Source organism: Thermococcus prieurii, from assembly GCF_054657655.1.
On record NZ_BAAHYH010000001.1, the window covers coordinates 359,041 to 382,041 of the forward strand.

Here is a 23,001-nt window from a genome sequence, read left to right on the forward strand (position 1 = left end):
ATTGATGTTAATTCCGATGGCGTCTCAGAATGAGGGGCAAGATGGCAGTTATGACTACGAGTCCGGGTCCGCAGATGCTTTTTTCTTTTGTTGTTGTTGATGTTGGAGTCGTGGTTGTGTTTGTTCGTGTTTTGTTTGAGTGTACTGGCGTTTCATTTGCTCTCCCGGTGGTGTTCGTGCTGGGAAGTGCCGTATTCTCCCGAACGGTCGTGGTCGTGTTTCTGCTCACCCTTATCGTTGAACTATTGGCATTCCCCCGCCTTTCAGCGCTGCACAACCCAAAAGTCACGCTGGAGTTAAACGGGTTCGGCAGGTTCCTGACCCAATCCCCTTGAAGACTCATAAGCCTGAGCAAGTCGAAAGCTGGCTTCAGAGTTCCGTTTACGTAATACAGTGCGTAAACGCCTGAGGAATTGTCAACTAAAAGTACGTAGTCACCCCAGCTAAGAATTACTCCGTCAGTGTAATCAAATCCTGCGGTTGGGATTATTAAGTAACCCTTCCCGTCTTTCGCCGCGGCTAACTGCCACTCCCAAACCTTCGGCGGATAATACTCCGCCAACTCTTTCAGCGGAATCCTAAGGGTAGTTCTATTAAACCGGAAGACCATGTAGTCCCCTTCAACGGTTCCGTTGGCGACGAAGCCGGGGGAGTTGTGAAAGTTGTTAATTAACCTCCAGCAAGTTCCGTTGAGAACGTAAGCAATGGAAGAGTTCAGCACTGGAGGAGACTCCTCCCAGAGGAGTTCGTAACGCTTCTTCCAAACTCCAAACTTAAATTGGTAGAATAGCCAGTCTGAGAGATTGAATTGCCTAACAGTGGGTGAAAGGTTGAGAAACCGCGGAGTCCCGTTCACGACGAGGTAAGGGTAGTAGGAGGGAATCACCGAGGGAGGTTCCACATCCATAGGAACGAAGGCATCTCCACTCATGACGGTTAGAATTGCAGAAGTCCCGTTTGAGGCTATGGAGTATTGGAGCTCGTAGAACTGGGAGAAGGGGTAGTAGAAAAGTGCATCGTATGGAGATGTTGGGGTTACGTTTACTGGGGTGGCCGGGTTCTTCAGGTTTCTAAGCGGGTCGCCTTGTGGAGTGATTAACCTTAGAACGTCCGCGAGGGGTTTTAACGTTCCCTTCGAGTAGAGGAGGATTGGGATTGACTGGTTGGCCTTCAGTTCAACGCCAGTCGAAAAGTTAACGCCCACGTAAACTTTCCCACCGGTCTTCCAGTAGCTTAAGTGGAGTGGGTAAATGAAAAGGCTGATGTTGGAGTATGTCATGCCACCGAGGTCGTTTAAGAACTGCTCCGGGTAGTATTTCAAGAGTTCCCCCGCTGGAATCTTGAGGGTTGTGTTTGAGCCGTTGAAAACCACGTAGTTTCCTTCTAATCTTCCAATCAGCTGAGAGTTCGTGGTATTGGTTATATTGTGTGTAACGACCACAGGTATGGTATTGTTGCATATCCAGAAGTAGTTGCGAGTCCAGAGGTAGTTGTAGGTTGTTCCGTTTTCTGCCTGCCAGTGAATGATTGGAGCGCCGTCGTAGGAGAAGATGTCAAACCTGTTTGTGGGCCATGGGAGTGTTACGTTTCCGAGCCTGTGAGTTACTCCGGGGAGATTCGTGAGGCTCACGTACTGGAAGGTCCAGTTGGTAATGTTATTGAACGATGGGTATGCGGTGTAGAGGAGGCGGTATTCGCCGGGGGACGAGTCGTTTACTTTCCAGTAGGGTTTTACGGTTAGTAGGAACGTGTCCGAGAGTGCTCCGTTGATGGTGATTTGATAAGCCTGGAATTCCTTGACACTTGTCGCGTTGGTTTCATGAAGAAAAATCGGAGTCAAAAGGAGGAAAGTTAAAAGAACCGCTACCACTCTGGACATGTTTCCCTCACCTTGTCAATTACCGTGAAGTCCGTGCCGAAGTAGTAGGCCCTATTCGGAAAGAGGGTGTCAATGGCACGGTCAGGGGGAATGGGGGGCCGCCTATTAAAAACCTCCGAGTACACTTCCAGTATCGCCCAAACGTACTGACAGGCACGTTCGCGGCATTTTTCATTATCTCCGTTCTTGCATTTGTACTGGTTTTCGTGTTTACATGAGGCGCAATGTCCATTTTGACCCGGAAGGACGGCTTTGTCGGCTTCCATTTCTATTGAGACTTTTGTGTTGGGGTTTTGTTCTCTAATTTTTTTGGAAAGCTCCTCGTAAACCCAGCGAATTTTCTCCACGAGCTTCTCGTAAGTATAGTCCAAGTTATATTGATAATAATTTGGCTGAATAAAAACATAATCAAAATATCCACTAATTACTGGAATTCCACTGTCATTTTTTAAATACTTAACATCTCTTGTTCCTGTTGCAGGAATCCAGATGAATTCTAGGTTGTGGTCGTGGATGTAATCTGACATGTTTTTAATGAATTTTATGTATTTATTTACATACTTTTCTGCGTTGACTTTGCACATTGGTTCAAAGTAATCATAAAAGTTTGGGTCGTAATTAGTGCCCTGAAGGCAGCTCTCGTAACTCCAATAGAAGCCGATTCTGTTGTTGTCAGAGACGTCAAGAACACCGTCAATCCAGCCCTGCCAGTAGGAATCGTCAAAACCATTCATCGGGCAGTCCCTTGGGGGGGCAGGGTACTCCTTGTCCTTCTTGCCCTTATAGATTATCTTGTTTTGCAGGTCATAGGAGAAAGGTATCGGAACGTAGTATTTCATGGAACCCGTTTTTGTGGAAGCCCATCGCGCGAAGTACCGTCCATCGGAGCGGCCAACTTTGTATCTTGACTCCCCCCAGTTAGGATTGTCCTTATCTATACCCCAGTCGTAGCGCCCTTCGCAGAGAGCACGAACGTACTCATTGAGCTTGTCGTACCTATCTTGGTTAGTACCGCTTTCTGGGACGTGGGGGCCGCCGAAACCCAATGACCCAAGGAACACAATCCTATCAAAACCTCTCTTCGCGAACTCATCCACAACTTCACTGCTGTCGTACAGTCTCTTTCCTCCCCGGGTCATCCTCGACTCGTACCTGGAACCGTTCCACTTAATCCACCACAAACCAAACTTCGACATAAGGAACCACCAATTGCATGTAGTTAGGCACTCATATAAAACCTTTTTGGTTAAATAAAACCATTAAAAACGTTCTAAAAGTTCCAAAATTGGTTGAAATTATAATGGTGGTAACCGATTACTCCCTGGTATCCATGAAGAAGTGTGATTGTCACCATTTTTCTGCTAAAAAACCCTTAAATATCATAAATTTTTAACATTAAAACGTCAAACACTGTGACGTTTGAGGTGGTGCGGATGATTAAGCCCCGCGATGAGCTCGGAACGGCCATGACTGATTCTGCCCAGAAGATACTCCTCCTTGGGAGTGGAGAGCTCGGAAAGGAGATAGCGATTGAGGCCCAGAGGCTCGGCGTGGAGGTTATAGCCGTTGACCGCTATGCCAACGCCCCGGCCATGCAGGTCGCCCACCGCTCCTACGTGGGAGACATGAGGAACGCGGACTTTCTATTCTCGGTCGTCGAGAGGGAGAAGCCCGACGCGATAATCCCTGAGATTGAGGCTATCAACCTCGATGCCCTCTTCGAGCTTGAGAAGGACGGCTACTTCGTGGTCCCGAACGCGAAGGCGACCTGGATTGCCATGCACCGCGAGAGGACGAGGGAAACCCTGGCGAAGGAAGCGAAGGTTCCAACTTCACGCTACGCCTACGCGACCACGCTCGATGAGCTCTACGAGGCCTGCGAAAAGATAGGCTACCCCTGCCACACAAAGGCGATAATGAGCTCCTCGGGCAAGGGTTCATACTTCGTTAAAGGCCCGGAGGATGTACCGAAGGCATGGGAGGAGGCGAAGAAGAAGGCCCGCGGCAGCGCCGACAAGATAATCGTTGAGGAGCACATAGACTTCGACGTAGAGATTACCGAGCTGGCCGTGAGGCACTATGACGAGAACGGCGAGATAGTTACCACCTTCCCGAAGCCCGTCGGCCACTACCAGATTGACGGCGACTACCACTCCAGCTGGCAGCCGGCTGAAATCTCGGAGAGGGCGGAGCGCGAGGTTTACAGGATAGCGAAGCGCATCACCGATGTCCTCGGCGGTCTCGGACTGTTTGGCGTCGAGATGTTCGTGAAGGGCGATAAGGTCTGGGCCAACGAGGTCTCGCCGAGGCCCCACGACACCGGAATGGTGACTCTGGCTTCTCACCCGACCGGCTTCTCCGAGTTTGGCCTTCACCTAAGGGCCGTCCTTGGCCTCCCGATTCCGGGCGAGTGGGTCGACGGTTATCGCCTGTTCCCGCTCCTGACTCCAGCGGCAACTCATGTCATCAAGGCCAATGTCTCCGGCTACTCGCCGAGGTTCCGCGGGCTGACCAAGGCTTTAAGCGTCCCGAACGCGATGGTGAGACTCTTCGGCAAGCCCGAGGCCTATCCGGGGAGGCGTTTGGGCGTTGCGATAGCCTGGGATAGTGACGTTGAGGAAGCGAAGAAGAAGGCTGAGATGGTTGCCCACATGATAGAGCTCAGAACGCGCTCCTCTGACTGGCACGGACAGGACTACGAGAAGAGGAAGCACCTCCTCTGACCTTTTGTTTTCATTTGTTCATTGTGTTAAATTCTGTACATTGAGCACATGTGCGGATTCGTTCTAATTCGTTGGAGGATATCCGAAAAATTTAAAAAATCCTATGGCCATCAATATGGCGTGAACCCTTGGGATGAAATCAGGCCTGAGGGTTGAAAATAAGGAAGTTGTAATCGAGGAGAAGGCTCGAATAAAGAGGTGGTGGAATTAAGAATCGGGGGGTTTCCCTTCATCCCCCGTTTTGAATCAGGCTTCTCTGATTTTAAAATTAAGAAAAACACTGAGAATCAAGCTGATGTTATTGAGAATCAGCCTCTCATTTTCTTCCGGTATTCCTCAAGTTTCTTTTTGAGTCCCTCGTCCTTCAGTGCGAGAATTTCTATTGCTAGCAGGGCGGCGTTCTTGCCGTTGTCTATTCCCACCGCCGCGACCGGAACTCCCGGTGGGAGCTGTGCTATGCTGAGGAGCGCGTCGAGTCCACCCAGCTTTGCCGAGACAGGGACGCCAATAACGGGCTTAATAGTGTGTGCCGCTATAACCCCGGGCAGGGCGGCACTGAGGCCAGCTATGGCTATGAAGACGTCGTAGTCCTTCTTTGCCAGTTCCTCAACTTTTTTCGGGTTCCTGTGGGCGGAGGCAACTTCAACGTCGTACTCAACACCAAATTCGTCGAGAACCGCCGTAACCTTTTCGGCTATGTGGCCGTCGCTCTTGCTTCCCATAACGACCAGAACCTTCACGGTCACCACCGTTGACATAAAAAAGTTAAAACTTTAAAAAATTTCCTAAAAAATTATCAGATTTGGGTTAAACCCTTCTTAGGACAGGAACACCGTTCTCAAAGTGATATGCAAACTTGATGACTTCTCCTCCAATGTCCGGTGCCTTAAGGACCTCCATGTACCTTACCACTCTGTCCCCGCTGAGTTCGCTCCTCACGCGCAGGACGTAGGTTGCGCGCCTGTAAACCGAGGCGAGCACCCTTAAACCTCCCTTCCTTCCCCAAAGCCAGAAGTTCGTTCCCTTTGGGTATTCTCTGTAGGCCCTCGCGTTGGCCCTCAGCTCGGCCGAGATTTCGAGGTAGCGCAAGGTCTCGGACTCTCCACCGAGCATGTCTATGTAGTCCGATACGTCCATTGCGAACCCGTAGAGCTCCCGCCCCTGGAACATTTTGAGCTTAGCCCACCGCTTCTTATGGGCCTCAACAACCTCTACGTACTTGGCTGGAAGAACGTCCGCCGAGAGGGACCCCCTTAGGTACCAGACACCGCCAAGGCTGCTGACGACGTCGTAAAAACTTCCGAAGGTGTCTATTATCGCTAGGTTTCCCTCATTCAGGTACTTTCTCGCGTCTATTCCAGAGACTTCAAAGGCCTTCATAAGGATGTGTATGGGATAGGAAATGTTAAAGTATCCCACGAGGTCCCCCCGCTTGAGCTTTTCCCTGAGGATGTGCAGGAGGATTTCCTTTCCCCTTGCCCTCGGGTCCACTTCATGTATTAACACGAAGGAGTACTTCTTGAGTTCTCCAAGCGTTTCGTCGAGTGCTGGGATTTCCCATGATGGCATTCACTCACCCCCGAACAGTTCAAACACCCTTCCCTCGTTCGGCCCCTTGGTCACTATGCCGACCCTTCTGCCGCCGACCACGTGTGTTTCAATAACTACGTCCGAGGTTATGTAGGCGAGGCTACTTATCTCTGGACACTCCGGTTCGGACAGCGTTAAAACGGTCCCCCTGTTGTCGGCACTGTTGAGTAAGAGCTCCCTCATTGCCCAAATCATCCTGTACACGAGGTACGGCCTTCTGAACAGTTTGCATACTCCAGTTGATGTGTACGTGAAAATCCAGAGGTTCCGCCACTCCCTTGATTCGAGGGTTCTCAATGCCCACTCCCGCAGCTTTATTATAAAAACAGAGTCGTCAAGATAGCCTGAGAGTTGATGAATTCCTTCCTCCTCACGGGGAATGTGGTACACGCTCCCGAACGCATCAAACACGTGAAGGTTTCTCCCCAAGTACTCCTTAACGTCAAGCCCAACGTTCCTCGCGTTGTTCTCGAAGACCCTGAAGGGCTCGTAGAGGAATAAAAAAACGGAGTCACCCCGCTCAAGTAGCCAGCGGAGTGCCATGAGTGAGAAGAGCTCTCCATTGGACTCTAGGTCAGCTTGAATCAGTGAGAGCACACCTCCCCTTGGGAGCATCCTAAGTACTTGCTCGGCCCCGCCCATGGTTCATCCCCTGTAGAGTATACACCTTTGGATTATAAATGCCTTTCCAGACCGTTAATGTCCACTGCTGGCCATTAATTTGATTAACATAAAAGACTAAAAACAAATCTTAAAAAGCCAAGTTTTTGACATATAAATGGTGAAGCTCATGAAGGTTTTGCTCGTTGGCGGAGGAGGAAGGGAGCACGCGATTGGGGAGGCCCTCGTCAGGGGAGGGGCCGAGCTCTACGTCGTCTCGAAGCACAAAAACCCCGGCCTCGCGAGGCTCGCGAAGGACTACGGTCTGGCAAAGGAGACCGACGTCGAGAAGGTTCTCGAGTACGCCGAAAAATTCGGCGTCGAGCTGGCGTTCATTGGTCCTGAGGCCCCGCTTGAGAAGGGCATCGTTGATGCCCTTGAGGAAAACGGCATTCCAACGGTCGGCCCGGGCAGGGAAGCCGCTAAGCTCGAAACCGACAAGGCCTTCGCGAGGGCCTTCATGGAGCGCAATGAAATCCCAGGAAGAAAGGTCTTCCGCGTTTTTACCGACGTTGAGGAAATGAAGCGCTGGATTGACGACTTCGGAAGGCCCGTCGTTGTTAAGCCCATCGGCCTGACCGGCGGGAAGGGCGTTAAGGTCGTCGGCTACCAGCTGAGGGACAACGAGGAAGCCAAGGCCTACGCCGAGGAGCTAATCAGGCGCGACGGAAGGGTTCTCATCGAAGAACGCACAGATGGCGTCGAGTTCACGTTGCAGGTCTTCAGCGACGGGAAGAGAATCCTTCCCATGCCCCTCGTCCAGGACTACCCCCACGCCTACGAGAACGATGAAGGCCCGATAACCGGCGGAATGGGAAGCTATTCCTGTGCGAATGGTCTGCTTCCGTTCGTGATGCGTGAGGACTACGAGAGGGCCCTTGAAACGCTTAAAGCCACCGTCGAGGCCATGAGAAAGGAGGGGACGCCCTACAGGGGAATCCTCTACGGTCAGTTCATGCTCAGCAAGGACGGGCCCGTTCTCATAGAGTACAACGCCCGCTTCGGCGACCCCGAGGCGATAAACGTCCTCCCGCTCCTCAGGACGAGCCTCCTTGAAATAGCCGAGGGGATAGTTGACGGCAACCTCCGGAGGGCGGAGTTTGAGGGTAAAGCGACGGTCGTCAAGTACCTTGCGCCGAAGGGTTATCCAGCGAACCCAGTCAGGGGCGTGAGGGTAGAAGTCAACGAGAAGGCTGTTGAAGAGGTCGGTGCGAAGCTTTACTACGCTTCAATTGATGAGAACCTCACTCTACTTGGCTCGAGGGCCATAGCAGTCGTTGGAATCGCCGATAACCTTGAGGAGGCCGAGGGGATAGCTCAAAGAGCGATTCCCCACATAAAGGGTGAGCTGTTCTACAGGCGCGACGTTGGAACCAGGGAGAGCGTTGAGAAGAGGATTAAGCTGATGAAGGAGTTTGGAAAGGAGTTCGAGCCGAACCCGTGCTGAGGTGATGGGAATGATAAGCCGCGATGAAATTTTGGGAATACTCGAGAGGTACGACCCCGAGAAGATAACAGTCGGCGTCCTTGGAAGTCATTCAGCTCTTGACATAGCCGACGGTGCTAAGGAGGAGGGTTTGCCCGTCCTCGTCGTCGCCCAGAGGGGCAGGCACAGGACTTACGCCGAGTACTTCAAGCTTCGGAAGACGAGGGACGGCCTGACGAAGGGCTTCATCGACGAGGTCATCGTCCTTGAGAAGTTCGCCCAGATAATAGACGTTCAGGAGGAGCTGGTAAAGAGGAACGTCATCTTCGTCCCCAACCGCTCCTTCGTGGTCTACACCGGCATAGAGGGGGTGGAGAACGAGTTCAGGGTCCCGCTCTTCGGGAGCAGGAACCTGCTCAGAAGCGAGGAGAGGAGCGAGGAGAAGAGCTACTACTGGCTCCTTGAGAAGGCCGGACTCCCATATCCGGAGCCGGTGAAGCCGGAGGAGATTGATGAGGCCGGCCTCGTCATAGTCAAGCTTCCACACGCCAAGAAGAGGCTCGAGCGTGGATTCTTCACGGCCGCAAGCTATAAAGAGTTCCGCGAGAAGGCCGAGAGGCTCATCAAGCTCGGCGTGATTACTGAGGAGGACCTCGCGAGGGCCAGAATCGAGCGCTACATCATCGGCCCGGTGTTCAACTTCGACTTCTTCTACTCGCCCATTGACGGGGAGATTGAGCTTCTGGGAATAGACTGGCGCTTTGAAACGAGCTTGGACGGCCATGTAAGGCTTCCCGCTTCCCAGCAGTTGACCCTTCCCGAGTGGCAGTTCGAGCCTGAGTACACCGTAACGGGCCACGCGTCCTCAACCCTCCGCGAGTCGCTTTTGGAGAAGGTCTTCGACATGGCCGAGAAGTACGTTAAGGCGACGCAGAAGTATTACGAGCCTGGAATAATCGGGCCGTTCACGCTCCAGACGGCGGTGGACAAAGACCTGAACTTCTACATCTATGACGTCGCCCCGAGAACCGGCGGTGGAACTAACATCCACATGGCGATGGGACACCCCTACGGCAACGCCCTCTGGAGGAAGCCCATGAGCACCGGACGGAGGATTACCTTGGAGATAAAGCGCGCAATCGAGCTCGACGAGCTTGAGAAGGTGGTAACCTAATGGTTCAGATAGCCGTTGCAGGTTCCGGCGATTCGGAACTCATCCCTGAGGCCGAGAGGAAGGCGAGGACCTTTGCCAGGGCGCTTCCCCTCGATGTCATACTCTTAACCGGCGGGAAGGGCGGAATAATGGAGGTCGTCTCCGAGGAGTTCAGGAAGCGCGGTGGGACGGTCGTCGGAGTCCTTCCGGGGGACGAAGAGGGGAATCCGTACAGCTCGGTGAGGATAAAGACGGGCTTCAATCCGGTGGGCAGGAGCGTCGTCCTCGTAACATCGGCCGACGTCCTCGTCGTCCTCGGCGGCGGCTCTGGAACGATGGTCGAGGCTCTTATGGCCTACAACCTCGGGATTCCGGTTGTTGTTCTTACCGGAACCGGCTACAGGAGCGACGAGCTTAGGGTCCTCGCGAAGGACGGCTTCTTTGACCACAGGAAGCGCGCAAAGGTGGCCTTCACCGAGCGCCCCGAGGAGGCCGTTGAGCTGGCGCTGGGGCTCGCACGTTCTTGACATTTCTCTGTCAAAACAATCCTTAAAAACTCTCAATTTTTACACTTTTCTGGCAAGGGTGGTCGCTATGAAGTGGAAGGTTACCGTCACCGTTCGCCTCAAGGAGGGACTCAACGACCCCGAAGGGAGGGTCATAGGGAAGGCCCTTAGAAACCTCGGCTACGCGGTTGAAGGCCTGCGTGTCCCGAAGTGCTTCGAGTTCGAGCTTGAGAGCGAGAGGCCGGAGGAAGAGGTAGAGGAGATGTGCAGAAAGCTCCTCGCCAACCCCCTCATCCACAGCTGGGAGTACAGGATAGAGCCGGTGAGCTGAGATGGTGCGCTTTGCCGTGGTGGTGTTCCCGGGAACAAACTGCGACTTTGAGACGGAGAGGGCCATAAGGAAGGCCGGAGCCGAGGCGGAGCGCGTGTGGTATAAAACGAGCCTCAAGGACTTCGACGGCGTGGTTTTGCCGGGTGGCTTCAGCTACGCCGATTACCTTCGTGCCGGTGCGATAGCCGCCCGTCAGGAGATAATGGAGGAAGTGAAGGAGTTCGCCGAGGAGGGACGACCGGTTCTCGGAATCTGCAACGGCTTTCAAATCCTCACCGAGGCGGGTCTTCTGCCCGGGGCTTTGAGGCCCAACAGGGTTCCTCGCTTCCTCTGCAGGTGGGTTCACCTCCGCGTGAACGACACGGAAACGCCCTTCACTTCCCTCTACGAGCCGGGGGAGGTCATAAGAATGCCGATTGCCCACGCGGAGGGCAACTACTACACAGACGACCCTTCGAAGGTCAGAATCGTCTTTCAGTACAGCGACGAAAAGGGGAACGTGAGCGAAGAGGCAAACCCCAACGGCTCGGTTCTGAACATAGCGGCGATAGCCAACGAGCGTGGCAACGTCCTCGGAACGATGCCGCACCCAGAGCGCGCGAGCGACCGCTTTTTGGGGAGTGAAGACGGCCTGAGGCTGTTCAGGAGCATGGTGGAGTGGGCGAGGAGGTGAGGAAATGTTCCCGCACGAGGAGAAGCTCATCCGTGAAAGGCTTGGCAGAGAGCCGAACGAGCTTGAGTGGGCGATGCTCGAAGTTATGTGGAGCGAGCACGCCTCATACAAATCGAGCAGGCCCTGGCTCAAGCTCCTCCCGACGGATAACGAGCACGTGATTTTAGGCCCCGGCGAGGACGCGGGAATAGTGAGGTTCGACGACGAGACGTGGATAGCCGTTGGAATCGAGAGCCACAATCATCCGAGCGCGGTCGAGCCCTACGGAGGAGCAGCCACGGGAGTCGGCGGGATAGTGAGGGACATACTCTGCATGGGCGCGAGGCCAATTGCCCTGCTCGACCCCATACGCTTCGGCCCGCTGGAGAAAGAGCGCAACCGCTACCTCCTTGAGGGTGTTGTGAAGGGAATAGCCGACTACGGCAACAGGATAGGCGTTCCGACCGTTGGGGGCGAGACCGAGTTCGATGAGAGCCTCGATAACTACACGCTCGTCAACGTCGCCTGCGTTGGCGTCATGAGGCCCGAGCACCTCGTCCACAGCTACGTAACCGAACCTGGCCTCAGGCTCATCCTCGTCGGCAACAGGACCGGCAGGGATGGGATTCACGGGGTTACATTCGCGAGCGAGGAGCTGAGCGAGAACGCGGAGGAGGAAGACCGCTCGGCCGTTCAGATTCCCGACCCCTTCACAGAGAAGCTCCTCATCGAGGCCACGCTCGAGGCCGTTTACACCGGCAAAGTTAAGGCGCTGAAAGATCTGGGGGGAGGTGGACTGACCTGCGCCGCCTCCGAAATAGCGGGCAAAAAGGGCTTCGGGGCAGTAATATACGCCGACAGGGTCCCTCTCCGCGAGCCTGGCATGACGCCAACAGAAGTCATGATTTCCGAGAGCCAAGAGAGGATGCTCTTCGCGGTTAAGCCGGAGGACGTCGAGGAAATAGGCAGAATTTTCGAGGAGTACGAGCTCGAGTGGACCGTCGTCGGCGAGACGATTGAGGAGCCACGCTTCGTCGTCTACTGGAGGGGCGAGAAGGTTGCGGATTTGCCGATAGAGCTCTTAGCCGACGTCCCCACAATAGAGTGGGAGCTGAAGCCTTACAGCGCCGAGAGGCCGGTCGAGACGCCGGACGTTTCCTTTGGAGAAGCCTTCGGCCTCGTCTGGGGCAGTCCAAACATCCTGAGCAAGCACTGGGTCTGGGAGCAGTACGACCACGAGGTCCAGGGAAGGACGGTTCTTAAACCGGGCAGGGACGCGGCGGTTCTCAAGATAAACGACGAGTACGGCTTAGCTTTCGTCGCCGACGGGAATCCGAACCACAGCCACCTGAACCCCTACCACGGCGCGATGGGGGCCGTTGCGGAGGTGGTGAGGAACCTCGTCAGCGTTGGGGCCGAGCCTCTGGCCCTGGTCGACAACCTCAACTTCGCCTCGCCCGAGAGGCCCGAGGTCTACTGGAGCTTTGCCGAAACTGTTAAAGGCCTGGCGGACGCGGCGAGGGCCTTCGGCCTGGCGTACGTCAGCGGGAACGTGAGCTTCTACAACGAGGTCGTTGACAGGCCGATAAAGCCGACTCCCGTCGTTGCCGGTCTCGGAAAGGTGAAGCTTGAGGATATTCCTCACGGAGCTTTTGAGGGGGGCCTCCTCATCGGGATAGCTGGCCTCACGAAGCCCGAACTCGGCGGTTCCGAGCTCTTCGCGAGGCTCGGCGTTGAAGGTGGCCTCGCGCCTCGCGTGGACCTTGAGGAGGAAAAAGCCAACGCGAATGGAATCCTTGAGGCGATAAGGAGGGGCCTCGTCAAAGCGGTTCACGACGTGAGCAGGGGTGGCCTGGCGGTTGCCCTGGCCGAGATGGCCCTGAACGGCGTCGGCTTCACGGCTGACCTCTCGAAGGTTCCCTCCGAAACCCCCAGCCCAATCGAGGTCGCCTTCAGCGAGAGCCACTCAAGATACATCGTGGCGTTTCCCGAGGAGAACTTTGAGAAGCTTAAGGGCCTCTTCAAGCACTTTGCCATCATTGGGAAGGCAGAGGGGAGCGACGCGGTCTTCCTCTGGAACGGGCGGGAACTCCTAAGAAAACCCGTTTCGGAGCTTAAAGCAGTTTACGGGTCCCTACCAAGGCTTTTGGGTGAGGAGGGATGAGGGTAGCAACCTACGCCTCCCACTCGGCCCTTCAGATTTTGAAGGGGGCGAAGCAGGAGGGCTTTGAGACTATAGCTTTCGGAAAGGTCCGGGTTAGACCGCTCTACACGAAGTACTTCCCGGTTGCGGATTATTTTATAGAGGGGAACTACCCAGAGAAGGAGCTCCTGGGCCTCGACGCCGTTGTCATCCCCACCGGCTCCTTCGTGGCACACCTCGGCGTTGAGCTCGTCGAGAAGATGCGCGTTCCCTACTACGGCAACAAAGAGGTGCTGAGGTGGGAGAGCGACCGCTCGCTCGAAAGGAAGTGGCTCGAGGAGGCGAAGCTACGCCTTCCGAGGGTCTACGACGACCCCGACGGTATAGACGGCCCTGTGATAGTCAAGCCCTTCGGGGCGAAGGGGGGAAGGGGCTACTTTTTGGCCAAGAATCCCGAGGACTTCTGGAGGAAGGCCGAGAGGCTCGGCATCAGGGACAAGGAAGACCTGAGCGGAATCCAGATTCAGGAGTACGTGATTGGAGTTCCAGTCTACCCGCACTACTTCTACTCAAAGCTGAACCGCGAGCTCGAATTGATGAGCATCGACAGGCGCTACGAGTCGAACGCCGACGCGATAGGCAGGATTCCTGCTAAAGAACAGCTAGACATCGATCTGGCCACGAACTACACTGTTATCGGCAACATTCCAATTGTCCTGCGCGAGAGCCTGCTCATGGACGTCATTGAGGCCGGTGAAAGGGTAGTGAAGACGGCTGAAAAGCTCATGGGCGGTCTCTGGGGTCCCTTCTGCCTCGAGGGAGTCTACACCGAGGAGCTGGAGTTTGTGGTCTTCGAGATTTCGGCGAGGATAGTTGCCGGAACGAACCCCTTCGTCCACGGCTCCCCCTACAGCTGGCTCCGCTATGATTTCCCGGTGAGCACCGGCAGGAGGATAGCGATGGAGCTGAAGCAAGCCGTTGAAGAGGACAGGCTTGACGAGATTTTGACGTGAAAGTGTTTAAGCGGGTTAGGTTTATAAAGCGGATTCCAAAGCGGGTGTAAAAGGTGGTGCTCATGTGGGAGGACTTCATCAGGGAGAAGGTTGAGGAGATACGGGAAACCGTCGGCGACGGAAAGGCGATAATAGCGCTCAGCGGTGGCGTTGACAGCTCAACCGCCGCGATACTCGCTCACAAGGCTATAGGGGACAGGCTTCACGCCGTCTTTGTCAACACCGGCTTCATGAGGAAAGGCGAGCCGGAGTTCGTGGTGAAGATCTTCCGCGACGAGTTCGGCCTCAACCTGCACTACGTTGACGCGAGCGAGCGCTTTTTCAAGGCTTTGAAGGGCGTTACCGACCCCGAGGAGAAGAGGAAGATAATAGGCCGCGTTTTCATCGAGGTCTTTGAGGAGGTCGCGAAGGAAATCAACGCCGACTTCCTGATTCAGGGAACCATCGCCCCGGACTGGATTGAGAGCAAGGGGAAAATCAAGAGCCACCACAACGTTGGAGGCCTGCCGGAGAGGCTCAACCTCAAGCTCATAGAACCGCTCCGCGACCTCTACAAGGACGAGGTTCGGGAGCTGGCGAAGGAGCTCGGCCTTCCTGAGAATATTTACAACAGAATGCCCTTCCCGGGGCCGGGGCTGGCCGTTCGCGTCCTTGGGGAGGTCACGCCGGAGAAGATAGCGATAGTCAGGGAAGCCAACGCGATAGTCGAGGAGGAAATCGAGAAAGCCGGGCTTAGGCCCTGGCAGGCCTTCGCGGTTCTGCTCGGCGTCAAGACAGTTGGCGTTCAGGGCGACATAAGGGCCTACAAGGAAACGATAGCGGTTAGGGTCGTTGAGAGCCTCGACGGAATGACGGCAAACGCCATGAACGTCCCCTTCGACGTCCTTCAGAGGATAGCTTTCAGAATAACGAGCGAGATTCCCGAGGTCGGAAGGGTTCTCTACGACATCACCAACAAGCCTCCGGCGACGATTGAGTTCGAGTGAAGGCTTATTTACCTTCGTTTCCAACTTTAAGCGGTGGGAGCATGGGCGAGATTATTGAGGTAGTTTATGAGAACGGCGTGCTGAAGCCCCTCAGACCCCTCAAGCTGAAGGAGGGGCAGAGGCTCAGGGTGAGGATTTTGAGCACTGGGCTATCTGAATTCATCAAGAGCGTCGAGGAAAAACTTGAACGACCAGAGAAAGACCCTCTGGAAATCCTGACAACGGTGAGGGAGTAGGCATGAGGTTCGTCGTTGACGCGTCCCTGCTCATCGATGCTTTTTCAAAATTTAACGAGGAACGGCGGAGGCTCGCGCTGGAGGTCTTTGAAGCAATTGATGGCCACGAAATCTACGTTCCAAAAATATGCATGGTTGAGTTCGTTAACGTCCTGTCAAGGTTTACCCCCGAGGAGAAAGTCAGGGAGTTCTTAGGAGTTTTTGATTTCTTTAACCTCGTCGGAGAAAGTGAGTTCTTTGATGAAGCCGTTGAGCTGGCCTTTAGACTTCATTCAAGGGCGGCTGATACCTACTACATTTCAACCACCATGGTTGTTGGAGGTATTCTGCTGACCAACGATAGGAGAATGGCCGAGAACGCAAGACGTTCGGGTGTTGACGTTTATTATATCCTCGAAGAATCGGATGCCTTCTTCAAACTCCTGGAGGTGGGTTCATGATAGTTATAATGGACAACGGGGGCCAATACGTCCACAGGATTTGGAGGACTCTGAGATACCTCGGTGTTGAGGCCAAGATAATCCCAAACACGACACCGCTTGAGGAAATCAAGGCAATGAAACCGAAGGGGATAATCTTCTCAGGTGGCCCGGACATAAACAGGACCGGCAACTGTGAAGCCATTCTGGAGCACTACGACGAGTTCAACGTCCCAATTCTCGGAATCTGCCTCGGCCACCAGCTCATAGCGAGGCACTTCGGCGGGAAGGTCGGCAGGGGCGAGAAGGCCGAGTACAGCCTTGTCGAGATTGAAATAATAGAGGAAAACGACATCTTTGCAGGCTTTCCAAGGAAACTGAAGGTGTGGGAGAGCCACATGGACGAGGTGAAGGAGCTCCCGCCGGGCTTTAAACTGCTCGCGAGGAGCGAGACCTGCCCGGTTGAAGCTATGAAGCACGAGAGCCTTCCAATCTACGGCGTCCAGTTCCACCCGGAAGTGGCGCACACCGAGCGCGGGGCCGAGGTCTACAGGAACTTCGCGAGGCTCTGCGGGGAGCTCTAGCTCAGATAGTCGGTCCTCTCTTCACCTTTCCGCAACGGATTTAGTCATCATCGCCCCGCACTATCTCAATGGAGTAAGTCAGCTCGGCACCGCTCAGCTTGACCTGGGCCGAGGCGGAGTAGTACTTGTCCTGACTCAGCTCTATGGCCCTTCTCGCCTTTTCCTCCTTAACGTTTCCGTAAATCCTGTAGTGAATGTGAACCTTGGTGTAGACCTTGGGGTATTCCTCCCTTCTCTCGCCGGAAATCTCGACTTCGAGGCCCTCAATCGGCTCGCGCATCTTCTTGAGAATCATGACGACGTCGTAGGCGGTGCAACCGGCAACGCTGAGGAGAAGGAGCCTCATTGGGCTTATCCCGCCGTCCCCGAGGATTATCGAGCACCCACCGTCCTCCATCGAGCCGACGAACTGCATTCCATCAACCCACTTGACTCGACCCTTCACGCTCATGCCATCACCGTAGTTCCTACCGAGTGAGTTTTAAAGCCCTTTCCTCAACCTCTGGTTATGTACATTCGACCCTTCGACCCCTGGAAGGCGAAGCTCTGCACGTGCCCCTTCAAGTACACGCTGAACGTCTACACCGGTTGCGACCACGCGTGCGTTTACTGCTACATAACGAGCTATATTCCCAACGCCTTCCGCGTGAGGACAAAGGAGGGTCTCTTACCAAAGCTGGAGAAGGAGCTCAGAAAGTTCGACAGGCGCTACATTATAGCCCTCTCATACTCCTCCGACCCCTATCCGACGGTAGAACGCGAACTCGGGATAACGCGGAAGGTTCTTGAGCTATTCAAACGCTACAACGTCCGCTGTCTGCTCCTCACGAAGTCAGACATCTTCGAGCGGGACATAGACCTTCTGAGCGAGCTCCGCTGTGCCGCTGGAATCACTGTGACGACGGTTGACGAGCGGAAAGCCAAACTTCTCGAGCCGAACGCCCCATCGCCGAAAGCTCGGATAAGGGCTCTTAAAAATGCCAAGAAAGCAGGGATTCCTGTTTACGCGAGGATAGACCCGATAATTCCGTTCTACACCTGGGAGGACTTCGACGAGACTCTTGACGCTCTAAGCTTCGTGAGCCACATCACAGTTTCAACCCTCAAGCTGAGGCCGGACTCCAAGAGGAGAATGTTCGCGAAGTTTCCGGGGCTGATGGAAAAGCTGTGGCCGCTCTATGAGAGGGGGGAGAGGATTGGCGGCTACTATTACCTCCAGAGGGAGCTACGCTTTCAAATCCTCCGTGAGGCAGAGAAAAAGATAACCGAGAGGGGCATCACGTTTGGTTCGTGTCGGGAAGGTTATCGCTCGTTTCCGAGCTGTGACGGCTCTCATCTTGTTCCTTAGCGAGCTCCTCACGGATTTCGGCTTCAATTGCCATCCTTCTCATGTCCTCACTTTCTCTGTGTCTCTTGAATGATGCCTCAACCAGGGCCCTGTACAGGGGAAGCATCTCGGGCAGGTGCTCCGGCTGCCACTGGACGCCGAGAATGAAGCCCTCTTTGCCCTCTATGGCTTCTATCAGGCCGTCAACGGCGAAGGCAACCTGTCTGAGTCCTTCTCCAACCCTCTTCACGGCCTGGTGGTGGAAGCTGTTTACCCACGCCCATCCCTCGTTGGTTCCCTCGATGTTCAGGCTCTCGCGCAGGATGGAGTAGAGGGTCGAGTCCGCCTTTATTCTGATGGTGTGAAGCCTCTGCTCCGGCCTCGTGCTTCCAAAGCTCCAGTCGTGCTTTATCGCCTTGGGGATGTCGTAGATGTCCTGATAGAGCGTTCCGCCGAGGGCGACGTTGATTATGTGCATTCCCCTTCCTACCCCGAGGATTGGGATGCCGACCTCGACGGCAAGCTTTACCAGCTCAATTTCGAACTCGTCTCGAAGAACGTCAACTTCCCTGAGGCTCGGCGAGGGGTCCTCCCCGTAGAAGCGCGGGTGGACGTCAGGTCCTTCAATGAGCAGTATCCCGTCGGCGACTTCTATGATGTCCTCAGGCTCGATTTCGGGGCTGAAAACTGCTGGAAGTCCGCCGGTCTCTATAACGCGCTTTATGTGCGCTCTGCCCGCTGAAAGGGACTCACTCCAGGGAGAACCTATGATTGCTATCAGGGGTTTCATGTCACCACCGATGGAAATCTGGGAAAGAAAGGGGTAAAAAGCTTTTCCTCACTTCTTGAGAGCCTTGATTTCTTCCTCAATGACCTCGGCGAGCCTCCTAACGCCCTCCCTAATGGTTTTCTCGGGAACGTAGGTGAAGTTCAGCCTGAGGGTGTTCTTAACGTCGCGGTGGGCGAAGAAGGCCTCACCGGGGACGTAGGCGACGCCCTTGGCGACGGCCTTCTCCATCATGAGCTTGGTGTCTATTCCCTCCGGCAGGGTGACCCAGACGAACATTCCTCCGTTGGGCTTGGTCCACTCGACGCCCTCCGGCATGAACTCCTCAAGCGCCTCAAGCATTGCATCGCGCCTCGGCTTGTAGAACTCGATTATCTTCGGTATGTGCTCGTCGAGGTATCCGTTCTCCACGTACTTCCACGCTATAACCTGGGCGAGGGTGTTGGCGCAGAGGTCAACGGCCTGCTTCGCTATCTCCATCTTCCTAATGAAGTGCGGGTGTGCCGAAACCCATCCGAGGCGGAAGCCGGGGGCGAGTATCTTCGAGAACGTCCCGAGGTAGATGACCCTACCCTCGTCGTCGAAGTGCTTTATCGGCGGAATGGGCTCGCCCGAGTAGCGGAGCTCGCTGTAGGGGCTGTCCTCAACGATGAGGAAGTCGTACTCCCTGGCGAGCTCTATGAGGCGCTTCCTCCTGTCGAGGCTCATTGTGACGCCCATTGGGTTCTGGAAGGTCGAGACGGTGTAGACGAACTTAACGCGCTTTCCTTCCCTCTTCAGCTCCTCAAGCTTCTCCTCAAGAAGGTCAATCCTCATTCCGTCGTGGTCCATCGGAATGCTCACGAACTCGGGCTCATAGTACTTGAACGCATTGAGCGCCGCGAGATAAGTCGGAGCCTCGACGACGACAACATCCCCGGGGTTTATGAAGACCCTTCCGATGAGGTCGAGGGCCTGCTGTGAGCCGGCAACCATCATTATCTCGACCTTGCTCATCGGGATGCCGTAGCGGTTCTCCATCCACTTCGCGAGGGCGAGGCGGAGCGGGGTGAACCCCTTGGTCGTTCCGTACTGCAGGGCCTTGTCGGCGTGCTCCGTGAGGACTTCTTGGGCAATCTTCTTGATAATCTCAACCGGGAAGGTCTCGGGAGCGGGCAAACCGCCGGCCAAGCTGATAACATCACTCGTCTCGACGAGCTTAAGGAGCTCCCTAATCTCCGAAGCCTTCATCTGAAGGGCCTTCTCGGAGAAGAATGACTCGAAGTTGAGGGGCTCGGATGCGAGTTTCCTTTCGAGTTTTTCCTGCATAGCCACCACCTCAATGAACATGCCTGAGCACGTCACCAAATCTATACACTAAGAACTTCGGGTCTTTCGTTATAAACCTTTCCCAACGCCCAGATTTGAGCTTTACAAAGGTAAACACGGCTTCCTTCGGCAATTTAAGGACACCGAAGGACTTTTAGTGACATTGATGCACTAAAAGCACATTAAAGCTCCTTCGGAATTCTCGTGTCTTTTCAGAAAAAATATAAACCCTGTCTCCTAAACCTGAGTTTACCGGGAGGTGATAGCGATGCCAGTGGTGAAGGAAGTCCTTGAAATAGCGGAGAAAATAAGGAACATGGAGATACGCGGTGCAGGGAAGATAGCCCGTTCGGCTGCCTACGCGCTCCAGGTACAGGCCGAGAAGAGCCAAGCCAAGACCGTTGACGAGTTCTGGGAGGAGATGAAGCAGGCCGCGAAGATACTCTACGAGACGAGGCCAACCGCCGTTTCCCTGCCCAACGCCCTTCGTTACGTCATGCACAGGGGCAAGATTGCCTACTCGAGCGGTGCCGACCTTGAACAGCTCCGCTTCATCGTCATCAACGCCGCCAAGGAGTTCATACACAACTCCGAGAACGCGGTCAAGAGGATAGGGGAGATAGGGGCGAAGCGCATAGAGGACGGCGACGTCATAATGACCCACTGCCACAGCAAGGCCGCGATAAGCGTCATGAAGACCGCCTGGGAGCAGGGTAAGGACATCAAGGTCATCGTAACCGAGACGAGGCCCAAATGGCAGGGCAAGATTACCGCCAAGGAGCTGGCTTCCTATGGAATTCCAGTCATATACGTCGTAGATTCGGCGGCGAGGCACTACATGAAGATGACGGACAAAGTCGTCATGGGAGCCGACAGCATAACGGTCAACGGCGCGGTGATAAACAAGATTGGAACGGCCCTGATAGCGCTTACCGCCAAGGAGCACAGGGTTTGGACTATGATTGCCGCTGAAACTTACAAGTTCCACCCCGAGACGATGCTCGGTCAGCTCGTCGAGATTGAGATGCGCGACCCAACGGAGGTCATTCCCGAGGAAGAACTCAAGACCTGGCCGAAGAACATCGAGGTCTGGAATCCGGCCTTCGACGTTACACCTCCAGAGTACGTTGACGTCATCATAACCGAGCGCGGGGTCATTCCGCCGAGCGCTGCTATAGACATCCTCAAGGAGGAGTTTGGTTGGGCTCTCAAGTACCGCGAGCCCTGGGAGGACTGACTTTTCCCTCTTTTTCCACCGATACCATTTAAAACTCCTCGCCCTTCTATATCTGAGGAAAGAAAGGAAGGTGATGCTCATGAAGGTTTACATTGCTGAGAACGTCAGAGGGGTTTACGCCTTCGACGAGAGCGGGAAGCTCATCGCGAGCAAACCCTTCAGCGGGAAGCCGGAGGTAAGCCTCGACAGGCTTTTGAAGGGCGAACCGAGCGACGAGCTTTTAGTTCTCCTCGACGAGCTGGGCGAAGAGGGCTACGAGGAATTCGTCGTCGAGGACACCGAGCTGAGCAGGAAGCTCAAGGAGCTCGGCTACAACGCCACCGCCGAGTTCCCTAACTTGGCAGGAGAAAAACTCCGCTCAAGCCCGGAGGAGTTCCTCGGTGAGAACTGGTTCGACGAGTACTACACAGTCGGAGTTGCCCTGACGAGGCTCCGCATACAGGAGCAGAGCGGTGCGCGCGACAAGATGATTATACAGGCAATCGAAGCTCTGGACGACATAGACAAGGTCATTAACCTGCTCGTTTCGAGGCTGAGGGAGTGGTACGGCCTCCACTTCCCCGAGCTGGACGAAATCCTGCCCAAGCACCAGCAATACGTTGCCTTCGTCAAGGAAATCGGCCCGAGGGAGAATGTAACGAGGGAGAAGCTTGAAAAGCTCGGCTTCTCCGAGGGCAAGGTTGAGAAGATTCTCAAGGCGGCCGAGAAGTCCATGGGAGCACCGCTCGGCAAGTTCGACAGCGAAATCATAAGGAAGCTCGCCAGCGAGATTTCCGACCTCTACAAGCTGAGGGAGCAGATTGAGGACTACCTTGAGACCGCTGTTGGTGAAGTTGCTCCGAACCTGAAGGCCCTCGTCGGTGCGAAGCTCGCCGCAAGGCTCATGAGCCTTGCTGGAGGCCTTAAGGAGCTCGCCATGATGCCGGCATCGACGATACAGGTTCTTGGCGCTGAAAAGGCTCTCTTCAGGCACTTAAGAACCGGTGCCAAGCCACCCAAGCACGGAGTCATCTTCCAGTACCCTGCGATAAACCGCTCGCCCTGGTGGCAGAGGGGTAAGATTGCGAGGGCATTAGCTGGAAAGCTGGCCATAGCGGCAAGGGTTGACTACTTCTCGGGTGAATACATCGGCGAGGAGCTCAAGAAGGAGCTCGAGCAGAGAATCAAGGAAATCAAGGAGAAGTATCCGAACCCGCCCAAGAGGAAGGCCAAGCCCGAGAAGAAGAAAAAGAAGAAGTTCAAGGGCAAGGACAAGAAGGGCAAGAAGCACGACAGGAAGGAGAAGAAGGGTAAGGGCAAGCCCGATAAGAAGGGTAAGAAGAAAAAGAAGGGCAAGAGGTGAGGTAGATGAAGGTTAAGAAGCACAGGTTCCCGGGCGTTTACATCGTCATCGATGACGACGGGAGCGAGAAGATAGCCACCAAGAACCTCGTCCCCGGCCAGAGGGTTTACGGGGAGAGGGTCATCAAGTTCGAGGGCGAGGAGTACAGGATTTGGAACCCGAGCCGTTCAAAGCTCGGCGCGGCAATACTCAACGGCCTCAAGAACTTCCCGATTAAGCCCGGCTCAACCGTCCTTTACCTCGGAATAGCGAGCGGAACCACCGCTTCCCACGTCAGCGACATCGTCGGCTGGGAGGGCAAGATATTCGGCGTCGAATTCTCACCGAGGGTTCTGAGGGAGCTCGTTCCAATCGTTGAAGAGAGGAGGAACATCGTTCCCATACTCGGCGACGCGACGAAGCCAGAGGGCTACCGCGCCCTCGTCCCGAAGGTTGACGTAATCTTTGAAGACGTTGCCCAGCCGACGCAGGCGAAAATCCTCATCGACAACGCAAAGGTCTTCCTCAAGAGCGGTGGCTACGGCATGATTTCGGTCAAGAGCAGGAGCATAGACGTCACCAAGGAGCCCGAGGAGGTCTTCAAGGAGGTCGAGAGGGAGCTCTCCGAGTACTTCGAGGTCGTCGAGAGGCTTTCGCTCGAGCCCTACGAGAAGGACCACGCGCTGTTCGTCGTGAGGAAGCCTTGAGCTTTCCTCGTCA

24 protein-coding genes are annotated in these 23,001 nt (G+C 54.8%); 16 read left to right on the forward strand and 8 right to left on the reverse strand.

What is annotated here, in order from left to right; genetic code table 11:
* Window positions 1-7 precede the first annotated feature (7 nt).
* Both ACYQ04_RS02090 and ACYQ04_RS02095 read right to left on the reverse strand, forming a co-directional pair.
* Window positions 8-1,879, reverse strand: coding sequence for a CGP-CTERM sorting domain-containing protein (locus tag ACYQ04_RS02090; protein WP_460127048.1), 1,872 nt, complete (start codon window positions 1,877-1,879; stop codon window positions 8-10).
* The gene (locus ACYQ04_RS02095) at window positions 1,864-3,075 is read right to left on the reverse strand and encodes a DUF4855 domain-containing protein (protein WP_460127049.1); all 1,212 of its coding nucleotides are present in this window, start codon (window positions 3,073-3,075) and stop codon (window positions 1,864-1,866) included. The genes ACYQ04_RS02090 and ACYQ04_RS02095 overlap by 16 nt, the downstream gene beginning before the upstream one ends.
* Window positions 3,076-3,312: 237 nt before the next feature.
* Here ACYQ04_RS02095 and purT point away from each other — a divergent pair, with 237 nt between their 5' ends.
* Window positions 3,313-4,602 (forward strand): phosphoribosylglycinamide formyltransferase 2, encoded by a 1,290-nt coding sequence (purT, locus tag ACYQ04_RS02100; protein ID WP_460127270.1) that lies wholly within the window; start codon window positions 3,313-3,315, stop codon window positions 4,600-4,602.
* A gap of 308 nt (window positions 4,603-4,910) precedes the next feature.
* Here the strand turns inward: purT and purE are convergent, their stop codons facing one another.
* From purE to ACYQ04_RS02115, 3 genes are all read right to left on the reverse strand, one after another.
* A complete protein-coding gene (purE, locus tag ACYQ04_RS02105) occupies window positions 4,911-5,342 on the reverse strand; it encodes a 5-(carboxyamino)imidazole ribonucleotide mutase (RefSeq protein WP_460127271.1) in 432 nt (143 codons plus the stop codon).
* A 67-nt stretch (window positions 5,343-5,409) separates the two neighbouring features.
* The gene (locus tag ACYQ04_RS02110; RefSeq protein WP_460127050.1) at window positions 5,410-6,171 is read right to left on the reverse strand and encodes a hypothetical protein; all 762 of its coding nucleotides are present in this window, start codon (window positions 6,169-6,171) and stop codon (window positions 5,410-5,412) included.
* Window positions 6,172-6,834 (reverse strand): hypothetical protein, encoded by a 663-nt coding sequence (locus tag ACYQ04_RS02115; RefSeq protein ID WP_099211753.1) that lies wholly within the window; start codon window positions 6,832-6,834, stop codon window positions 6,172-6,174.
* Between the two features lie 148 nt (window positions 6,835-6,982).
* Here ACYQ04_RS02115 and purD point away from each other — a divergent pair, with 148 nt between their 5' ends.
* The 11 genes from purD (at window position 6,983) to ACYQ04_RS02170 (ending at window position 16,301) form a co-directional block, all read left to right on the forward strand.
* Window positions 6,983-8,299: a phosphoribosylamine--glycine ligase gene (gene purD / locus ACYQ04_RS02120; RefSeq protein WP_460127273.1), complete on the forward strand. Its 1,317-nt coding sequence runs from the start codon at window positions 6,983-6,985 to the stop codon at window positions 8,297-8,299.
* Window positions 8,300-8,309: 10 nt separating this feature from the next.
* On the forward strand, window positions 8,310-9,452 hold the full coding sequence (locus tag ACYQ04_RS02125) for a formate--phosphoribosylaminoimidazolecarboxamide ligase family protein (RefSeq protein ID WP_460127274.1): 1,143 nt from the start codon (window positions 8,310-8,312) through the stop codon (window positions 9,450-9,452).
* Complete coding sequence (locus ACYQ04_RS02130; protein WP_460127051.1) at window positions 9,452-9,958, forward strand: TIGR00725 family protein; 507 nt, start codon at window positions 9,452-9,454, stop codon at window positions 9,956-9,958. The genes ACYQ04_RS02125 and ACYQ04_RS02130 overlap by 1 nt, the downstream gene beginning before the upstream one ends.
* A gap of 67 nt (window positions 9,959-10,025) precedes the next feature.
* Window positions 10,026-10,268, forward strand: a complete 243-nt coding sequence (gene purS, locus ACYQ04_RS02135; protein ID WP_167729462.1) for a phosphoribosylformylglycinamidine synthase subunit PurS — start codon at window positions 10,026-10,028, stop codon at window positions 10,266-10,268.
* Between the two features lies 1 nt (window position 10,269).
* A complete protein-coding gene (purQ, locus tag ACYQ04_RS02140) occupies window positions 10,270-10,941 on the forward strand; it encodes a phosphoribosylformylglycinamidine synthase I (protein ID WP_460127052.1) in 672 nt (223 codons plus the stop codon).
* A 4-nt stretch (window positions 10,942-10,945) separates the two neighbouring features.
* Entirely contained in the window at window positions 10,946-13,084 is a 2,139-nt protein-coding gene (gene purL, locus ACYQ04_RS02145; protein WP_460127053.1) for a phosphoribosylformylglycinamidine synthase subunit PurL, read from the forward strand.
* Window positions 13,081-14,076 (forward strand): formate--phosphoribosylaminoimidazolecarboxamide ligase, encoded by a 996-nt coding sequence (locus tag ACYQ04_RS02150; RefSeq protein WP_460127054.1) that lies wholly within the window; start codon window positions 13,081-13,083, stop codon window positions 14,074-14,076. Before purL ends, ACYQ04_RS02150 begins: the two co-directional genes overlap by 4 nt.
* A gap of 62 nt (window positions 14,077-14,138) precedes the next feature.
* Window positions 14,139-15,062 carry a glutamine-hydrolyzing GMP synthase gene (gene guaA, locus ACYQ04_RS02155; protein ID WP_460127276.1) on the forward strand — a complete coding sequence of 308 codons (924 nt, stop codon included), beginning with the start codon at window positions 14,139-14,141 and terminating at the stop codon, window positions 15,060-15,062.
* A 41-nt stretch (window positions 15,063-15,103) separates the two neighbouring features.
* A complete protein-coding gene (locus tag ACYQ04_RS02160) occupies window positions 15,104-15,298 on the forward strand; it encodes an antitoxin family protein (RefSeq protein WP_460127055.1) in 195 nt (64 codons plus the stop codon).
* Window positions 15,299-15,300: 2 nt separating this feature from the next.
* Window positions 15,301-15,738: a type II toxin-antitoxin system VapC family toxin gene (locus tag ACYQ04_RS02165; RefSeq protein ID WP_460127056.1), complete on the forward strand. Its 438-nt coding sequence runs from the start codon at window positions 15,301-15,303 to the stop codon at window positions 15,736-15,738.
* Window positions 15,735-16,301 carry a GMP synthase subunit A gene (locus ACYQ04_RS02170; RefSeq protein WP_460127057.1) on the forward strand — a complete coding sequence of 189 codons (567 nt, stop codon included), beginning with the start codon at window positions 15,735-15,737 and terminating at the stop codon, window positions 16,299-16,301. The genes ACYQ04_RS02165 and ACYQ04_RS02170 overlap by 4 nt, the downstream gene beginning before the upstream one ends.
* Window positions 16,302-16,341: 40 nt before the next feature.
* Here the strand turns inward: ACYQ04_RS02170 and ACYQ04_RS02175 are convergent, their stop codons facing one another.
* A complete protein-coding gene (locus tag ACYQ04_RS02175; protein ID WP_460127058.1) occupies window positions 16,342-16,752 on the reverse strand; it encodes an OsmC family protein in 411 nt (136 codons plus the stop codon).
* Window positions 16,753-16,809: 57 nt separating this feature from the next.
* Between ACYQ04_RS02175 and ACYQ04_RS02180 the strand changes: the two genes are divergently transcribed.
* Window positions 16,810-17,649: an SPL family radical SAM protein gene (locus ACYQ04_RS02180; protein WP_460127059.1), complete on the forward strand. Its 840-nt coding sequence runs from the start codon at window positions 16,810-16,812 to the stop codon at window positions 17,647-17,649.
* Here ACYQ04_RS02180 and ACYQ04_RS02185 read toward each other — a convergent pair.
* A complete protein-coding gene (locus ACYQ04_RS02185) occupies window positions 17,579-18,418 on the reverse strand; it encodes a gamma-glutamyl-gamma-aminobutyrate hydrolase family protein (RefSeq protein WP_460127060.1) in 840 nt (279 codons plus the stop codon). The two genes, ACYQ04_RS02180 and ACYQ04_RS02185, sit on opposite strands and share 71 nt — an antisense overlap.
* Before the next feature lie 48 nt (window positions 18,419-18,466).
* The gene (locus tag ACYQ04_RS02190) at window positions 18,467-19,723 is read right to left on the reverse strand and encodes an aminotransferase-like domain-containing protein (RefSeq protein WP_460127278.1); all 1,257 of its coding nucleotides are present in this window, start codon (window positions 19,721-19,723) and stop codon (window positions 18,467-18,469) included.
* A 268-nt stretch (window positions 19,724-19,991) separates the two neighbouring features.
* Here ACYQ04_RS02190 and ACYQ04_RS02195 point away from each other — a divergent pair, with 268 nt between their 5' ends.
* From ACYQ04_RS02195 to ACYQ04_RS02205, 3 genes are all read left to right on the forward strand, one after another.
* A complete protein-coding gene (locus ACYQ04_RS02195; RefSeq protein WP_460127061.1) occupies window positions 19,992-20,960 on the forward strand; it encodes a ribose 1,5-bisphosphate isomerase in 969 nt (322 codons plus the stop codon).
* 79 nt (window positions 20,961-21,039) lie between these two features.
* Entirely contained in the window at window positions 21,040-22,302 is a 1,263-nt protein-coding gene (locus tag ACYQ04_RS02200; protein ID WP_460127280.1) for a C/D box methylation guide ribonucleoprotein complex aNOP56 subunit, read from the forward strand.
* Between the two features lie 5 nt (window positions 22,303-22,307).
* On the forward strand, window positions 22,308-22,988 hold the full coding sequence (locus ACYQ04_RS02205; protein ID WP_014123188.1) for a fibrillarin-like rRNA/tRNA 2'-O-methyltransferase: 681 nt from the start codon (window positions 22,308-22,310) through the stop codon (window positions 22,986-22,988).
* The last annotated feature ends 13 nt before the right edge of the window (window positions 22,989-23,001 follow it).

What these genes read in the sequence shown, in the direction of transcription:
- ACYQ04_RS02090 (WP_460127048.1), bottom strand. Translation starts at nt 1,879, where the DNA reads ATGTCCAGAGTGGTAGCGGTTCTTTTAACTTTCCTCCTTTTGACTCCG.
- ACYQ04_RS02095 (WP_460127049.1), bottom strand. Translation starts at nt 3,075, where the DNA reads ATGTCGAAGTTTGGTTTGTGGTGGATTAAGTGGAACGGTTCCAGGTAC.
- purT (WP_460127270.1), top strand. Translation starts at nt 3,313, where the DNA reads ATGATTAAGCCCCGCGATGAGCTCGGAACGGCCATGACTGATTCTGCC.
- ACYQ04_RS02110 (WP_460127050.1), bottom strand. Translation starts at nt 6,171, where the DNA reads ATGCCATCATGGGAAATCCCAGCACTCGACGAAACGCTTGGAGAACTC.
- ACYQ04_RS02115 (WP_099211753.1), bottom strand. Translation starts at nt 6,834, where the DNA reads ATGGGCGGGGCCGAGCAAGTACTTAGGATGCTCCCAAGGGGAGGTGTG.
- purD (WP_460127273.1), top strand. Translation starts at nt 6,983, where the DNA reads ATGAAGGTTTTGCTCGTTGGCGGAGGAGGAAGGGAGCACGCGATTGGG.
- ACYQ04_RS02125 (WP_460127274.1), top strand. Translation starts at nt 8,310, where the DNA reads ATGATAAGCCGCGATGAAATTTTGGGAATACTCGAGAGGTACGACCCC.
- ACYQ04_RS02130 (WP_460127051.1), top strand. Translation starts at nt 9,452, where the DNA reads ATGGTTCAGATAGCCGTTGCAGGTTCCGGCGATTCGGAACTCATCCCT.
- purS (WP_167729462.1), top strand. Translation starts at nt 10,026, where the DNA reads ATGAAGTGGAAGGTTACCGTCACCGTTCGCCTCAAGGAGGGACTCAAC.
- purQ (WP_460127052.1), top strand. Translation starts at nt 10,270, where the DNA reads ATGGTGCGCTTTGCCGTGGTGGTGTTCCCGGGAACAAACTGCGACTTT.
- purL (WP_460127053.1), top strand. Translation starts at nt 10,946, where the DNA reads ATGTTCCCGCACGAGGAGAAGCTCATCCGTGAAAGGCTTGGCAGAGAG.
- ACYQ04_RS02150 (WP_460127054.1), top strand. Translation starts at nt 13,081, where the DNA reads ATGAGGGTAGCAACCTACGCCTCCCACTCGGCCCTTCAGATTTTGAAG.
- guaA (WP_460127276.1), top strand. Translation starts at nt 14,139, where the DNA reads ATGTGGGAGGACTTCATCAGGGAGAAGGTTGAGGAGATACGGGAAACC.
- ACYQ04_RS02160 (WP_460127055.1), top strand. Translation starts at nt 15,104, where the DNA reads ATGGGCGAGATTATTGAGGTAGTTTATGAGAACGGCGTGCTGAAGCCC.
- ACYQ04_RS02165 (WP_460127056.1), top strand. Translation starts at nt 15,301, where the DNA reads ATGAGGTTCGTCGTTGACGCGTCCCTGCTCATCGATGCTTTTTCAAAA.
- ACYQ04_RS02170 (WP_460127057.1), top strand. Translation starts at nt 15,735, where the DNA reads ATGATAGTTATAATGGACAACGGGGGCCAATACGTCCACAGGATTTGG.
- ACYQ04_RS02175 (WP_460127058.1), bottom strand. Translation starts at nt 16,752, where the DNA reads ATGAGCGTGAAGGGTCGAGTCAAGTGGGTTGATGGAATGCAGTTCGTC.
- ACYQ04_RS02180 (WP_460127059.1), top strand. Translation starts at nt 16,810, where the DNA reads ATGTACATTCGACCCTTCGACCCCTGGAAGGCGAAGCTCTGCACGTGC.
- ACYQ04_RS02185 (WP_460127060.1), bottom strand. Translation starts at nt 18,418, where the DNA reads ATGAAACCCCTGATAGCAATCATAGGTTCTCCCTGGAGTGAGTCCCTT.
- ACYQ04_RS02190 (WP_460127278.1), bottom strand. Translation starts at nt 19,723, where the DNA reads ATGCAGGAAAAACTCGAAAGGAAACTCGCATCCGAGCCCCTCAACTTC.
- ACYQ04_RS02195 (WP_460127061.1), top strand. Translation starts at nt 19,992, where the DNA reads ATGCCAGTGGTGAAGGAAGTCCTTGAAATAGCGGAGAAAATAAGGAAC.
- ACYQ04_RS02200 (WP_460127280.1), top strand. Translation starts at nt 21,040, where the DNA reads ATGAAGGTTTACATTGCTGAGAACGTCAGAGGGGTTTACGCCTTCGAC.
- ACYQ04_RS02205 (WP_014123188.1), top strand. Translation starts at nt 22,308, where the DNA reads ATGAAGGTTAAGAAGCACAGGTTCCCGGGCGTTTACATCGTCATCGAT.